Annotated in this window: 12 protein-coding genes; 9 read left to right on the forward strand and 3 right to left on the reverse strand. The window is 60.7% G+C overall.

All coding sequences use genetic code 11. The features are described 5' to 3' along the window. Positions 1-31 precede the first annotated feature (31 nt). Positions 32-841, forward strand: coding sequence for a DUF4197 domain-containing protein (locus DVJ77_RS05130; protein WP_114844409.1), 810 nt, complete (start codon positions 32-34; stop codon positions 839-841). An 82-nt stretch (positions 842-923) separates the two neighbouring features. Then, positions 924-1,463 (forward strand): peptide deformylase, encoded by a 540-nt coding sequence (gene def, locus DVJ77_RS05135; RefSeq protein WP_114844410.1) that lies wholly within the window; start codon positions 924-926, stop codon positions 1,461-1,463. A 47-nt stretch (positions 1,464-1,510) separates the two neighbouring features. Here def and DVJ77_RS05140 read toward each other — a convergent pair whose 3' ends face one another. Together DVJ77_RS05140 and DVJ77_RS05145 are read right to left on the reverse strand one after the other, a co-directional pair. Next, a complete protein-coding gene (locus DVJ77_RS05140) occupies positions 1,511-2,890 on the reverse strand; it encodes an amino acid permease (protein WP_162791373.1) in 1,380 nt (459 codons plus the stop codon). Between the two features lie 220 nt (positions 2,891-3,110). Next, complete coding sequence (locus DVJ77_RS05145) at positions 3,111-3,491, reverse strand: DNA-binding protein (RefSeq protein ID WP_114844411.1); 381 nt, start codon at positions 3,489-3,491, stop codon at positions 3,111-3,113. Between the two features lie 190 nt (positions 3,492-3,681). On the opposite strand from DVJ77_RS05145, the gene DVJ77_RS05150 reads away from it, so the two are divergent. From DVJ77_RS05150 to DVJ77_RS05170, 4 genes are all read left to right on the forward strand, one after another. Beyond that, complete coding sequence (locus DVJ77_RS05150) at positions 3,682-4,149, forward strand: hypothetical protein (protein WP_114844412.1); 468 nt, start codon at positions 3,682-3,684, stop codon at positions 4,147-4,149. Between the two features lie 179 nt (positions 4,150-4,328). Beyond that, positions 4,329-6,359, forward strand: a complete 2,031-nt coding sequence (locus tag DVJ77_RS05155; protein ID WP_114844413.1) for an OPT family oligopeptide transporter — start codon at positions 4,329-4,331, stop codon at positions 6,357-6,359. 399 nt (positions 6,360-6,758) lie between these two features. Beyond that, positions 6,759-9,323, forward strand: coding sequence for a bifunctional lysylphosphatidylglycerol flippase/synthetase MprF (gene mprF, locus DVJ77_RS05165; protein ID WP_263853810.1), 2,565 nt, complete (start codon positions 6,759-6,761; stop codon positions 9,321-9,323). 8 nt (positions 9,324-9,331) lie between these two features. Further along, the gene (locus tag DVJ77_RS05170) at positions 9,332-10,105 is read left to right on the forward strand and encodes an AcvB/VirJ family lysyl-phosphatidylglycerol hydrolase (protein ID WP_225427824.1); all 774 of its coding nucleotides are present in this window, start codon (positions 9,332-9,334) and stop codon (positions 10,103-10,105) included. A gap of 158 nt (positions 10,106-10,263) precedes the next feature. On the opposite strand, the gene DVJ77_RS05175 is transcribed toward DVJ77_RS05170, so the two are convergent. Next, a complete protein-coding gene (locus tag DVJ77_RS05175; RefSeq protein WP_225427825.1) occupies positions 10,264-11,277 on the reverse strand; it encodes an SMP-30/gluconolactonase/LRE family protein in 1,014 nt (337 codons plus the stop codon). Positions 11,278-11,376: 99 nt separating this feature from the next. On the opposite strand from DVJ77_RS05175, the gene DVJ77_RS05180 reads away from it, so the two are divergent. The 3 genes from DVJ77_RS05180 to DVJ77_RS05190 all read left to right on the forward strand — a co-directional run bounded on the left by DVJ77_RS05180 (position 11,377) and on the right by DVJ77_RS05190 (position 14,753). Further along, on the forward strand, positions 11,377-12,258 hold the full coding sequence (locus DVJ77_RS05180) for a LysR family transcriptional regulator (protein WP_114844417.1): 882 nt from the start codon (positions 11,377-11,379) through the stop codon (positions 12,256-12,258). A 112-nt stretch (positions 12,259-12,370) separates the two neighbouring features. Then, on the forward strand, positions 12,371-13,519 hold the full coding sequence (locus DVJ77_RS05185) for an acyltransferase family protein (protein ID WP_114844726.1): 1,149 nt from the start codon (positions 12,371-12,373) through the stop codon (positions 13,517-13,519). A gap of 70 nt (positions 13,520-13,589) precedes the next feature. Beyond that, the gene (locus DVJ77_RS05190; RefSeq protein WP_114844418.1) at positions 13,590-14,753 is read left to right on the forward strand and encodes a threonine aldolase family protein; all 1,164 of its coding nucleotides are present in this window, start codon (positions 13,590-13,592) and stop codon (positions 14,751-14,753) included. The last annotated feature ends 5 nt before the right edge of the window (positions 14,754-14,758 follow it).

Genomic DNA, 14,758 nt, shown 5'->3' on the forward strand with positions numbered 1-14,758 from the left:
TCCTCCTTCGGCCCGTCGGAGTGCATACGTCATGCGTGCTTCCCATCGTTATAGCTTGCTTGGACTCACCATCGCTTTTGCCGCCATCCCAGTTGCCGCCGGCGCCTATCAGCTCAAGGATCTGCTCAAGCAGGCAACGCAGGCCACGCAATCTCCGAATGCCTCGTCGAATCTGGGGGCCAATCTGCCCACTAGCGATATCGCCGCCGGCCTCAAGGAAACGCTGGCCAAAGGTACTACCAGTGCCATCAATAGCCTTGGCCGCAACGATGGTTTCTGGAAGAACGCGGCGGTGCGCATTCCACTGCCTGGCAAGCTCAAGCAAGTGGGCGATCTGGCGCGCAAGCTCGGGCAGGGGCAGCGGGTGGACGATTTTGAGCTGAGTCTTAACCGCGCCGCCGAGAAAGCGGTGCCGCAGGTGGCGGATCTGTTCGGTGATGCGATTCGCAAGATGACGCTTGACGACGCGCGCGGCATCCTTACCGGTGGCGATCATGCGGCCACCGATTATTTCCGTCGGGTCGCCGGTGATGCGTTGACCCAACGCATTCATCCCATCGTGGCTCAGGCCACCGACAGCGTCGGCGTGACCCAGAAGTACAAAGCGCTCACTTCAAGTGCGGGCGAAGGCGGCGGCGGGCTTGGCGGTGCATTGGGTTCGCTGGGCGCGCTCACTGGCGGCAAGGCGGGCAAGGGCGGCAACTCGCTGAATCTGGATGATTACGTCACCTCGAAGACGATTGACGGCTTATTCACCACGATCGGCTCGCAAGAGAAGTCGATTCGCGATAACCCGGCGGCGCGCAGCACGGACCTGTTGAAGAAGGTCTTCGGCGGCTAGTCGTCCGCGGTCTGGAAGGGCTTGTATTTGGTACGTATCGACCACAGTCCACTTCACAACGTTTCCTGATAGCGAGACCGCAATGATTCGCGAGATTTTGAAAATGGGCGATCCGCGTTTGCTGCGCATCGCACCCTTAGTGCCGCCGAACATGGTCGGTAGCGCGGAGCTGGATACGCTGATCGCCGACATGTTCGAGACCATGCACGATGCCGGCGGCGTGGGCCTGGCTGCGCCGCAGATCGGGGTGGACCTGCAATTGGTGATTTTCGGTTTCGATAGCTCCGAGCGCTATCCCGACGCGCCGCCGGTGCCGCAGACGATTCTGCTCAATCCGGTAATTACGCCTTTGTCGCAAGACATGGAAGAAGGCTGGGAGGGCTGCCTGTCGGTGCCGGGTTTGCGCGGTGCGGTGAATCGCTACACGCTGATTCGCTACGAAGGTATTGACCCCAAGGGCGAGCGTATCGAGCGCACCGCCGAAGGCTTTCATGCGCGGGTCGTGCAGCACGAATGCGATCACCTGATCGGCCGCTTATATCCATCGCGTATCACCGATTTCAGCAAGTTCGGCTACACTGAAGTGCTGTTTCCCGGCATGGATCCGGGCATGGACGAGTGAAAACTGCACCACCTCCCTTGAACAAGTTCTAAGGGAGGTGGTGTTGGCTAGGCGCTGGCTTCCGGTTGTGGGCGCGCAGCAAGTCCTAACACGCGGTACAACACAGTCAACAGCACCAGCCACAGCGGGCCGACGATCAACGCAACGCGCGTATCGGGAAAGTAGGCCATCAGGCCGATCACCAAAACCAGAAATGCCAGCGCAATCCATGAGCCGTAGGGATAGAACGGCATGCGGAACACCAGCCCATCGCGCTCGGCAGCCGTCAGGTTGCGGCGGAATTTCATCTGCGAGATCAGGATCACTCCCCAGGTCCAGATCGCCGCGAAGGTCGAGATAGCCGTTACCCAGACGAATACTTTTTCCGGCACCAGGTAGTTGAGCAGTACCCCAAGTAGCAGGGCGACGATCGATACCAGCACGGCGCGGCTGGGTACGCCGCCTTTCGATGTCGTGGCGAAGGCGCGCGGCGCCTGGTCTTGCTGGGCGAGGTTGTAGAGCATGCGGCCCGTGCTGTAGATGCCGCCGTTGCAAGAAGACAGCGCCGCCGTCAGCACGACGAAGTTGATGATGCCGGCTGCCGATTTGATGCCTAGCCTTTCGAAGGTCATGACAAACGGACTGCCATGCGTTCCCAGTTCGTTCCATGGGTAAATCGACATGATTACGAACAAGGCGCCGACATAGAAAATCAGAATGCGCCAGAACACGGAGTTGATCGCCTGGGGAATCGATTTGTTTGGATTGGCCGCTTCGCCCGCGGTCAGGCCGACCATCTCCACCCCGAGGTAGGCGAACATCACCATCTGCAGCGCCATCAGCATGCCGCGCGCACCGTTGGGGAAAAGGCCGCCGTGCGTCCACAGGTTGCTGATGCCGGTTGGGGTTCCATGATTGCCCAGGCCGAACACGATCATGCCGGCGCCGCCGACAATCATCAGCACGATGGTGACGACCTTTATCATCGCGAACCAGAACTCGAATTCGCCATAGGCGCGCACCGCTGCCAGGTTGACCGCGCCCATCGCGGCCATCGCCGCCAATGCCCAGATCCACTGCGGCACGTCTGGAAACCAGACGCTCATATAAATACCGACCGCGGTAATTTCGGCAACACATGTCACCAGCCACATGAACCAGTAGTTCCAGCCGGTGAGATAGCCTGCCAGCGGGCCGAGATAATCCTGTGCGTAGCGGCTGAAAGAGCCGGCGACCGGGTTGTGTACCGCCATTTCCCCGAGCGCGCGCATGATGATGAAGATCGCCGCGCCGCCCAAGATGTACGACAGCAGGATCGCCGGGCCGGCCAATTTGATCGCATTGGCCGAGCCCAGGAAAAGGCCTACGCCAATGGCCGAGCCTAAGGCCATCAAGCGGATATGACGTTCCCCAAGGCCGCGTTTCAGCGCTTGTTCGTTCGCATGCATGTGGCGTATCCGTTGTGGTGTTAGAGCCTGTTCAAGACTTCTCAAGCAACTCGACGCGAGCTGCTCAGCGATCGTAAACAGGTTCTCTGGGAGCGGATAGGCTACCGGATGGATGAGTTGACAAGTGAGGGCGGCAGCCGGCTGCTTGCACTCGTTGTAAGAGCCTGTTCAACGGCTTCCCGGCGCGGGCCACGGGGAGCCTTTGAACAGGCTCTTAGAGTTAGTCTCTTTCAGCCAGATGTTCGAGCAAGAGCAGCATGGCTTTACGCTGCTCTCGCGGCAGGTTGCCGATCAAGCCGATCAAACGGGACTGCTCGCGACTCTCGATATGGTAGAGCGCCGCGACATCTTGCACTTTGCCGTACTCAGTAGGTGTGCCGCGTCCAGTAGCCAGCCACTCGAAACTCACGCCGAGGCGGTGGGCTAAATCCAGCATGCGGCTCAGGGTCGGCAGGCACAGGCCGCCGAGCCATTTGCGTGCGGTTTCGTCAGAAACATCGAAGCGTGCGGCGACATGCCCAGTGCGGCCGCGTTTTCCCACGCCCGCCAGATCAAGCGAGATGTGCAGACGCTGTGAAAACTCGTGTTGGGATGATGCCAAGAGCGACTCCGTTCGTACGCCGCGCGCGACATTCCTTTAGTCGGCGGTGCTGGAAACAAGAGTCGGTATTGTTATGTATTCGTCTGCCTGGATATGCAATCACGGATTGTATGTTCCGACAATTTGTGATTGTATTTCCGGGCAGTGCATTCGTTTACGACGATACACGTGGTGACACATGGAGAGGCACATGGAAGGTAACAAGACAGGGCTGCAACCGTCGACACCCCAGCTTAACGGCGAATACGCCGAAGAAACTGCCGAGCTGGGCGATATCGATTATCCGATCACTCAGCTCGATCAATTGCTCAACGACCTGCAAGGCAATGCCGCGGTGGCGGCAGGCGACGACGGCTTGGCTCGTTTTGGCGAATCGCGCTTACGCGCTATTCGCACCAATGCCCTGGCGCAATCGGCGGCGGCCTGGCTAGCCGAACAGGCGTTGCGCGATGTCATGCAAGGGACCGATGCCTGGACCGGCACTCAGTCGGCGCGCGTGCTGTTCGATCACCAAAACCAGTTACGCGAAGAGAGTTTGCGCTGGCGACTGCTGGCCGAGCGCGCGGCGACTTACCTGCTAAACCCGGAGCTGGCACGCGAACATGCTCGTCATTGGCTGGGCGAGAGTTGCGCCAGGGATGAGTATCCGGGGTTATAGGCCGGGTTGCAGGCATTGAGTCTGGCGTGGCTTTGAACGGGCTCTTACACGATCCAGTTCGGGGCCTGTCCCCGGCCGAGGGCGTTCGTGCTGCACCGCCAGACTCGGTACGCCTATCGGCACGCTATCCTAGGCGCTTGTCTTAGCCGCCAGGAACCAGCCATGCAGGATGTGCTTTTGTGAGTGCGAACCTTTCGACCAGCGCCGAGTCGCGCAAAGAGCTAACCCTCCGTGGCCTGATTCTGGGCGTTGTCATCACCTTGGTGTTCACCGCCGCCAATGTGTTTTTTGGGCTCAAGGCGGGCCTCACGTTCGCCACGTCGATTCCGGCGGCGGTGATCTCGATGGCGATCCTGCGGCAGTTCAAGGGCGTCACGGTTCAAGAAAACAATATCGTGCAGACCGTCGCCTCGGCGGCAGGCACCTTGTCTTCGATCATCTTCGTGTTGCCCGGCCTCATCATGATCGGCTGGTGGAACGGGTTTCCGTATTGGGTTTCGTTCGGTATCTGCGCGCTCGGCGGCATTCTCGGCGTGATGTATTCGATCCCCCTGCGCCGTGCGCTGGTGACCAACTCCGATCTGCCGTACCCCGAAGGCGTCGCCTGTGCCGAGGTGCTCAAGGTCGGTGGCGGCGAAGTCGACCCCAACTGCACCGCCGAGGAGCTGGCCGCTGGCGTGGAAAGCAGTCGCGCCGGACTGCTTGCCGTCGTCTGGGGTTCGATCACCTCGGCCTTGTTCGCCGTGGTAGTTGCCACCCAGGTATTCGCCAGCGATGTGGCGCAGTATTTCCGTGTGGGCAGCAAAGGCAGCGTCAGCGGCTACGACTTCAATCTCTCGTTTGCCCTGTTCGCCGTCGGTCACCTGGTGGGCCTGTGGGTCGGTGTGGCGCTGCTGGTCGGTTTCTTCATCGCCTGGGGCGGTGCGGTGCCGTATTACTCCTGGCTCAATCCATTGGCCGGTGTGGCGGCCGATGTGGCGCAGGCCACGTGGAGCCATAAGGTGCGTTTTCTCGGTGCCGGCACCATCGGCATCGCAGCCATCTGGACCTTGGCGAAACTGGTCAAGCCAGTGGTCAGCGGCCTGACCTCGGCCATGGCCGCGTCGCGTGTGCGTGCTGCCGGTGCGGCGCATACCTTGCCGCGCACCGAACGCGATATTCCGATCGGCCTGGTCGGCATCATCACGCTGGTTTGCCTGGTGCCGATCGCCTGGCTGCTCGCTGACTTCAGTATCACCGCTCACTTGGGCGATCACGTGGTGCTGTTGGTCGCCGGTGGCTTGATCTATATCGTGTTGATGAGCTTTTTCGTCTCTGCCGTGTGCGGCTATATGGCGGGCCTGATCGGCTCGTCGAACAGCCCGCTCTCCGGCGTGGGCATCCTGGTGGTGATCGGCGCGGCCCTGTTGCTGGTGGTCGGGGTGAAGCCCCTGCTGCCTGCCGATGCCGGCAAGGCGCTGGTGGCGTTCGCACTGTTCGCCACTGCCGTGGTGTTCGCTGTCGCGACCATCGCCAATAACAATCTGCAGGATCTGAAAACCGGCCAGTTGGTCGATGCGACACCGTGGCGGCAGCAGGTCGCCTTGATCGTCGGTGTGGTGGTGGGTGCGGCAATCATTCCGCCCACGCTCGATCTGCTCAATCACGCTTATGGCTTTGCCGGTGTGGCCGGTGCAGACCCGGCACGCGCGTTGCCGGCCCCTCAGGCGGCATTGATTTCCGCATTGGCCCAGGGCGTGATCCAGGGCAATCTCGATTGGAACCTGATCGGCATCGGCGCGTTGGTCGGGGCGGTAATCATCGCGCTGGACGAAGTGTTTTCGCGTACCAGCAAGTCGGTGCGCCTGCCGCCCTTGGCGGTGGGCCTGGGTATCTACCTGCCGACCTCGACCACCTTGATGATCGTCGTGGGCGCCTTCGTCGGCTGGTATTTCGACAAGCGCGCGGATCGCACCGCCAAGCCCGAGGCCGTCAAGCAACTGGGCGTATTGCTGGCCTCTGGCATGATCGTCGGCGAGAGCATCATCGGCGTGCTGTTGGCGGCGCTGGTGGTGTTCTCCGGCAAGGCGGCGCCGCTGGGCCTGGTCGGCGATGGCTTTGCCACGGCAGCCATCTGGATCGGTGGCATCGCATTCGCGGCTGTCATGATCGTTCTCTATGCTTGGATCACTCGCCTGGGGCGGGCGGGGGATGTTGTCCCGGCGCGTTAACCGGACGAGCTTCGTTGCTCCTCCCCCTGTTAACAGGGGGAAGTCGGGAGGGGGACGCCTTGCGATGAGGCTGAACCCTTTCCCATTACTGCCCGTGACCCGGAGGGAGTCCCTTTGCCGGGACGAGCAGGGGAGGGAGCTGACTGCCGGTGGGGGAAAGAGGCCTAATACCGTTACGACCGGCTATGCTTACCGACTGCCGCGCATCCGCGACCTGACCCCTTATGTTGTGGATGCCGTTTTCAGGCGGGCGGTGTTTGATAGCGAAGGCGCTGCCGGTGATGAGCTGGCGACGCGCAACGCACTGATTCATATCATGGAGGTTGTTGGCGCGTGGTGGAACAAACAGGGACAGGGGCCCCGAATCCGGATCCAGTAGATGCCGGGCCGATAGATACCTTGATCGCTCCAAGTCGGGGCGCGGTTTGGTTACGCCGACTCGCCGGGCCCATGTTGTCGCTGGTCATGCTGTGCCTGGCGCTGTGGGCGCTGCGCAATCTGGGCAGCGATGTGAGTTATCGCCAGGTCGCTCGCTACGTGCATGGCCTGGAAGATTGGCGCATCGCCCTGGCCGTATTGCTTACGGCGTTGAGCTACGGCGTGATGACCCTCTATGACTGGTTCGGCCTGGCGGCCATCGGCCGGCGCTTGCCGCGGGCTCAAGTCAGCCTGATCTCATTTATCAGCTACGCCTTCAGCAACGCGCTGGGCATGGCGCTGCTGATCTCTGGCTCTATCCGCTATCGCTTTTATATTCAGGCTGGCCTGTCCACCGCCGAGGTGGCCAAGGTGGTGCTGCATTGCACGGTCAGTTTCTGGCTGGGCCTGTCCGCGTTGACCGGCGTCACCCTCTTGCTGGTGCCGGTGCCATTGACCTTGCCGCTGGCGCAACTGCGCTTGCCGGTGGCGGTGCTGCTTACGCTGATTCCGTTGCTATGGCTTTTCGGCAATCGCCTGATGCCGCGTCCGCTGCGGGTGTGGCGCTGGCGCTTAAGCATGCCGAGCACGGCCAGCGCGGCACGTCAGGTCGTGACCGGTGCGGTGGATTGGGGCTTGGCCGCCACCGTGCTGTATCTGTTGATGCCCAACGAAGTGGATACCGGCTTCGGCCACTTCCTGGCGATTTTCGCGCTGGCGCAAATCGCCGGTTTAATCAGCCACGTGCCGGGCGGCCTGGGTGTATTCGAAGCGGTGATGCTGGCTGGCTTCGGCGCCACCGGCAACGAAGGCCTGGAAGCGCCCATCCTCGGCGCGCTGGCCGCGTATCGTCTGATCTATTACTTCTTGCCGCTGCTGGCCGCCACGTTGCTGGTAGTGGTGCGTGAAGTGCGCGGCTTGCGCAGCAAGGCCCTGCTCGCGCCCTGGTTCACCAATTTGTTGCCGCCGTTTTTCGCCGTGCTCACCCTGGTTTCCGGCGCCGTGTTGCTGTTTTCCGGCGCCACCTCGGCATTGCACAGCCGCATGGATATTCTGCGTGGCGTATTGCCGCTGTCGGTGGTGGAGGTCTCGCATTTCTTGAGCAGCGTGGTCGGCATGCTGTTGCTGATTCTTGCGCGTGGCCTGTTGCGTCGGCTGGATGCCGCCTATGTGCTGACCCTGGTGCTGCTGGTGGTCGGCGCGGTGTTGTCGCTGCTTAAAGGCATCGACTACGAAGAAGCGATGCTGCTATCGATCCTGGCGCTGGGTTTGGCGCCGGCGCATCAGTTGTTTTATCGCCGTGCCTCGCTGTTCGACACCAGTTTCTCGGTGCGTTGGGTCGTTGCCATTCTCGCGGTGCTGGGATGCGCCGGCTGGCTGGTGATGTTCAGTTACAAGCACGTCGAGTACAGCCGCAACCTGTGGTGGGAGTTCAGCTTCTACCATGGCGGTGCGCCGCGTGCGCTACGTGCCCTGGTAGGCGCGACGGCTGCCGGCTTGCTGTTCGCGCTGGCGCACTTGATGCGTCCGGCGCGGCCGCGGATACACCTGCCGACCGAGGCCGAGTTGGTCAAGGCTTTGCCGCTTATCAAGCACTACTCCTCCGCACAAGCACATCTTGCCTTGACCGGTGACAAGACCTTGCTGTTCGACCCCGAGGAACGAGCCTTCATCATGTACGACATCGAAGGCCGTAGCTGGGTGGCGATGGGTGACCCGGTCGGTGAATCCGATGAGGCACGTCGCGAACTGGTATGGACCTTCCGCGAACAATGCGAGCGCGCCGGTGGTTGGCCGTTGTTCTATCAAGTGCGTCCGGAAGATCTCGATCTGTATCTCGAAGTAGGCATGAATTTGCTCAAGCTCGGCGAAGAGGCGCGGGTGCGCCTGGATGGCTTCAATCTCGACGGCAAGTCGAAAAAGGTACTGCGCAACACGGTCAACAAACTCACTCGCGATGGTCTGCGGCTGGAGATCGTACCGGTCGAAGCCGTGGCGGATTTGCTGCCGCGACTCAAGCCGATTTCGGATGCGTGGATGCGCGACAAGAAAGTGCGTGAAAAAGGCTTCTCCCTAGGCACCTTCGACCCGCACTATCTATGCCGCACGCCGATGGCCGTGGTGTGGCAGGGCGACGAGCCGGTGGCCTTCGCCAACCTGTTTCTCACCGACAGCAAAGAAGAAGCCTCGCTCGACCTGATGCGACATATGCCGGACGGCAATGCGGGCATCATGGATTATCTGTTCGTGCAGTTGATGCTGTGGGCCAGGCAAGAAGGCTATCGCTGGTTCAATCTCGGCATGGCGCCTTTGTCGGGTTTGCACAGTCGGCGCACGGCCACACTATGGAGTCGTTTCGGCGCGATGGTGTTTGGTCGCGGCGAGCGTTTCTACAATTTCCGTGGGCTGTATCGCTACAAAGATAAGTTCGATCCCGAATGGGAATCGCGCTATCTGGCGGTGCCCACCAACATCGCTTTGCCGATGGCGCTGGCTAACGTAGCCAGCCTGATCTCGGGCGGTTTATCAGGCATGGTGCGTCGATGAAACGAGTCATGAAGAAAATTTTGTTGCTGCTCGTCGTTGTCATCGTGGTCGGCCTGGCGATATGGCGACCATGGCACCACGCCAGCATGCAGGAATCCCTTACCGTCATACCGGCAAAAACCGGCGTGGCCCCGCCTGTCGGGCAAGACGATGTGCTTGCCATCGTCTACTCCGGCGATGGCGGTTGGCGCGATCTGGATCAGCAGCTTGGCGGCGCGTTGACCAACCATGGCATTCCCGTGCTTGGCGTGAGCGCCCTGGCGTACTTCTGGCGTGACCGGTCCGCCGACGAATCTGCCGCCGACCTCGATGCGCTGATGACCCAGTATCGGGCTCAGTGGGGCAAGCAGCGCGTATGGCTGATCGGTTTCTCGTTCGGTGCCGATGTGCTGCCCTCGATCATCAACAAACTAAGCCCCGACAATCGCGCCCATCTCGCTCAAGTCGTGCTGCTGTCGCCGACCAAAGACGTGAACTTCGAGATTGAAATGGAAGGCTATATGCGTGAGGGCTGGTGGAAAACCAACACGCAGATGCTGTTCCAGTGGCTCAACCCGGTGAAGCACTCCGACGCCCTGCCGCCGCTGCTTGCCCTGCAAGGTCACCCGCCGGTGGTTTGCTATTACGGCAAAGACGAGGGCGATGACACCGTATGCGCGGAGAAGTCACTGCCGGCGTGGATACAGGTCGTTGCGAAAGAAGGCGATCACCATTTCGACGGTGATTACGAGGCGCTGGCGAAACATATGATCGCCGACTTGCCGGCTGCTGCTAGACAGTAAAGCGGTGGTTTTGTTTGCTGCGTTGGGCTGCACCCCTCCCCAACCCTCTCCTGCAAGTCCCGAAAAGGGGACTCCCTTCGGTCGCACGGAGGGGCCGAATGAGGCAGGCTTGAACTCATCCCCCTGCTGGCAGGGGGAGGCTGGGAGGGGGGTAGCCTTCACTCCGGCAACTCTGCCGACTGCACATCGAACGGCACACCGCGCGGAATATGGGCGTCGTCTTTGGATTTGAACAGCAGGCTGTACTTCGATTCGATGTAGTACACCCGACGGCCGACGATCACTCCCGACGAAGGGTCATTGAGGCCGCTGACGATCGTCTGCAACGTGGCGGCGCGGTTGCCATCCAGGCTGGCTACTGAAATTTGTCCGCCATACGGCCCGTCATGGCCGAACGCATTGCTCTCGAAAATCACCAGCCGCGCACGCCCTTGCCGATCGGGCTCGCCCATGCGAATGGCATCGGCATTTTTCAACATCCGTGGCATATCGATTTGCGTCACGGCGGCGGCATCGCCATTGGCTTGCACGTCGATGCGCAACAGTTGCGCCGCCGCCGTTACCAGGCTTACGTAAACATGTTGATCGCGATCGATCGCGATGCCATTGAGGTTATAGCCCTCCTTGCCGGCGTTGAAGGCCGGGTCTTGTTTCCAGATATGTAGCGCCTTGTCGTCGGGTGCGAGGCGCAGCACGCGCGGGTTCAGTGAATCAGTGACGTACAAATTACCGTGGCTGTCCTGGGCAAGATCATTGCAATAGCCCTTGTCCGGCATGGGATAGCTGCCGCGCGGTGCGCCACTGGCAAGGTCGTAACTCTTCAGCGCGCTAGGGGTCATCGGCACCGTGGTGAAGCCGATCGTGCCTGAGCAAACCCATAGCAGCTTGCGCTTCGCATCGACCAATACGCCCTGACCATTGGCCAGGCCATTAGACCCTGGGGTAACCAAGATCTCTGGCTGCTCCGCCTGCGGCCGCAGACGGGCCACGGCACCTTGCCGCCAACTGCCGATATAGAGCGAACCGTCAGGCCCTGCGGCAAGACTTTCTGGATACCAGTCGGACGGCAGCGCGCGCGTAGCTGGCCCTATGGCCGCAGCGGCGGCCATCCCTTGGCTACACGCCAGCACGGCAAACAGCGCAGCGCGATACCCAAAGCTCTTCATCTTCATCGTTCTTCTTCCCGGCGGTTGCGATGACGCTATGGTCCATTCCGCCGTAGGGCTAATAAATATGGCTAAAATTTCTTCACTCCACACCAGGACTTTGTAATGGATCGGTTGACCAGCATGGCTGTCTTCACCCGTGTGGTCGAAAAAGGCAGCTTTACCGCCGTGGCCGACGAGTTCGGACTTTCCGCGACGATGGTGGCTAACCATGTGCGGGCGTTGGAGCAACGGCTAGGCGCACGCCTGCTCGACCGCACCACTCGGCGGCATAGCCTTACTGAAATCGGTGCTGCTTACCTGGAGCGCTGCCGCGATGTGCTGAGCAGCGTGCAGGCTGCCGAACAGGTCGCCGAAGCGCTGCGCGCGGTACCCCAGGGCACCCTGCGCGTGACGGCGCCGGTGAGCTGGGGTGCGCATCGGCTGGTACCGGTCATCGGCGAATATATGTCCATGTACCCGGCTGTGCAGATCGAGTTGAGCCTCAATGATCGCGTGGTGGATCTGCATGAAGAAGGCTTTGATGTGGCTATCCGTTCCGGCCCGCTGCGCGACGATCAACTGATCGCCCGGCCACTGCGTTCGTCACAGATGTTTGCGGTCGCCAGCCCGGCCTATCTACAGGTTCATGGCCTGCCCACGTATCCGACCGATCTGGAACGCCACAACTGCCTGGGCTTTATGCCATGGGGACGCGACCACCATTGGCGTTTCACCCGCGACGAACAGCAGGTGTCTGTATTGGTAGGTGGTGCCTTCGTATGTAACAACGGCCAGGCTTTGCTTACGGCGGCCTTGAGCCATATCGGCGTGGTCGTGCAGGCCGATGTGCTGCTGGCGCCGGCTATCGCCGCCGGCCAACTGGTGCAGTTGCTGTCGGATTGGCATCTGTCCACACGCCTTATCCATCTGGTGCGGCGTAGCGAGGTGCGGCCGACGGCGAAGCTGCGCAGCTTTGTCGACTTCGTGGTGGATCGACTTGGCTGATGGCAAGCCCTTCTTCTCCGCTGAATCATTTTGCAGCCGGCATGCCTCATGGCGCTTGTCACCCCACAACGCTACGTCGATGATCGCCGCTTCGTACAAAAGTAAGTCCGCCATGCAGACGACGCACACGAGAGCCATTGCCCGCAATCCAGGTATCGATCTGCTGCGCGGCCTGTCCATTCTGCTGGTGGTGCTGCACCACACGGGCTTACGCATCCCGCTGAAAAAAAGCGTGCTTGCTGAATTCTTGCCTGCACGTTTACTCGGTGCGTTGAACTACAACGGCTACGAAGCCGTTTTCATATTCTTCGTGATCTCTGGCTTTCTTATCACGGGCAACGCATTGCGCCGCTGGGGCAGTCTCGACCAAATCGATATGCGCGCGTTCTACGCACGCCGTTTCGCCCGCATCGTGCCGTGCCTGCTGGCCATCGTCGCGACGCTCAGCGTGATGCACCTGCTCGGCGTCGGCGACTATGTCATCAATCGAGATGGTCAAAGCCTGCCGCGTGCCATCTTCGCCGCGCTCGGCCTGCATTTGAATTGGTACGAAGGCATGACCGGTTATCTGCCCGGTGGTTGGGATGTGCTGTGGTCGTTGTCGATCGAAGAAGTGTTCTACCTCGGCTTTCCTCTGGTGTGCTTGTTGACTCGGCGCAGTTGGGTGCTGGCGCCCTTGCTGTTGGCCTTTGCGCTGACCTTGCCATGGACGCGCGCCGCCTTGGAAGCCAATGAGATCTGGCAAGAAAAGGCTTATCTCCCCGGCATGGCCGCCATTGCCACCGGCGTACTTGGCGCCTTGCTGGTGGCGCATTGGCGTGCGCCGCGCTGGGCGATCCACGCATTCCAGTGGGTCGGTGTCTGCGGCCTTATCGCCGTATTTCTTTTCGAAGGTCTGCTATGGCCATGGCTGGGCGAGGGCTGCATGCTGGTGCTGACCTTCTCGGCGCTATGCCTGCTTATCGCGTGCGACCAACGTTCACTGCTGGGCATGACCAAGCTACTGCCGGGCTTCGGCTGGCTGCGTGCATGGGGCCGCTTGAGCTACGAGATCTACCTCATCCATATGTTTGTCGTGTTCGCGGTAGTGCGTGCTTACAAAGCCGCCGGCGGCGATGTCGCTTACGGGTTTCTCTGGTACTTGCCGGTGTTGCCGTTGTGTTGGTTGCTCGGTGCGGCGATGGAGCGTTGGCTGTCTACGCCGGCCGAGCGGTGGTTGCGCGGAGGTTCTTTTCCCGTGCCGGCCTACCGTGACCTTTGACCGATAGCCGATAGGTCGCACGTCGCTATGATCGGCCCACCGCCGCTTTGTCATGCACGGACCGATAACCATGGATCGTCGCGACTTTCTTCGCTCATCTCTCTCGGCCGGTGCTGCCACGGGTCTGTTGTCGGGGGCGACCTTGTTTGCACCGGTTGCCTACGCCGCACCCAAGAGCCCGCAGGATCCCGATCACATCAACGATGCGGTGGTGCTGGCCGGCGATTACATGCCGCGCTACAACCGGGACATCATCGCCAGAGTCGATCAGCTTTTAGATCAGCGCGATAAAACCAGCGATGCGTATTTGAAGGGTGGTGCGGTCGGTGACCTCGAACAGCGCTTTGCCACCTTGTTGGGTAAAGAAGATGCTGCATTTATGCCGACCGGCACCTTGGCCAATCAAGTGGCCTTGCGCTTGTTGTGCGGCGAGCATCGACGGGCGCTGGTGCAACAGGAAAGCCATGTTTATCGAGATGAGAGCGACGCGATAACGACGCTTAGCAATATCAATCTGTTGCCGTTGGCGCCGGGCCGGGCTTCACCGAGTTTCGAGGAAGTCGAAGCGGCCGTCACGCTTACCGAAAAGGGGGCCTATCCACTGTCGGTGGGGGCTATTTCGCTGGAGAGTCCGGTGCGTCGTGCCGATGGCGCCATGGTGCCTTACGAGCTGGTATCGAAGATCTCCGCGCTGGCGCGGTCCAAAGGCATCGGTATGCATCTGGATGGCGCCCGTCTCCTGCTCAATAGTGGGGCAGAGGGTTTTTCCATCAGCAAATACAGCGCCTTGTTCGATACCGTCTACGTGTCGCTGTACAAATATCTGGGCGCACCCTATGGCGCGATTCTCGCTGGTACCAAGGCGACGATTGCCAAGGCGCGCGAGACCCGTCACCTTTTCGGCGGCACGATCTATCACGGTTGGGAGCCTGCGCTATTGGCGCTGGGTGCGCTCGACGGTTTTGAACAGCGCTTCGCGCGTGTTCGCGCAGCAGGCGATCGACTGCTTGAAAAATTATCGGCAGTCGAAGGATTCACGATTCAGCGCGTGGAACACGGCACCAATATTCACTTTTTGCAGATCGCCGCCGATAAGCAGGCCGGCCTGAAAGAACGTCTGCATAAAGCGAATATCCTCACCCAGGATATCGAAGCAGGAAAGCTGGAACTGGGTTTCAACGAAACCCTGCTACGGCGCGACACCGACTACATCGTCAAGGCGTTCGCCGGGTAGGTTGG

It is taken from the genome of Dyella tabacisoli (assembly GCF_003350925.1).
GTDB classification, from domain to species: Bacteria; Pseudomonadota; Gammaproteobacteria; order Xanthomonadales; family Rhodanobacteraceae; genus Dyella_C; species Dyella_C tabacisoli.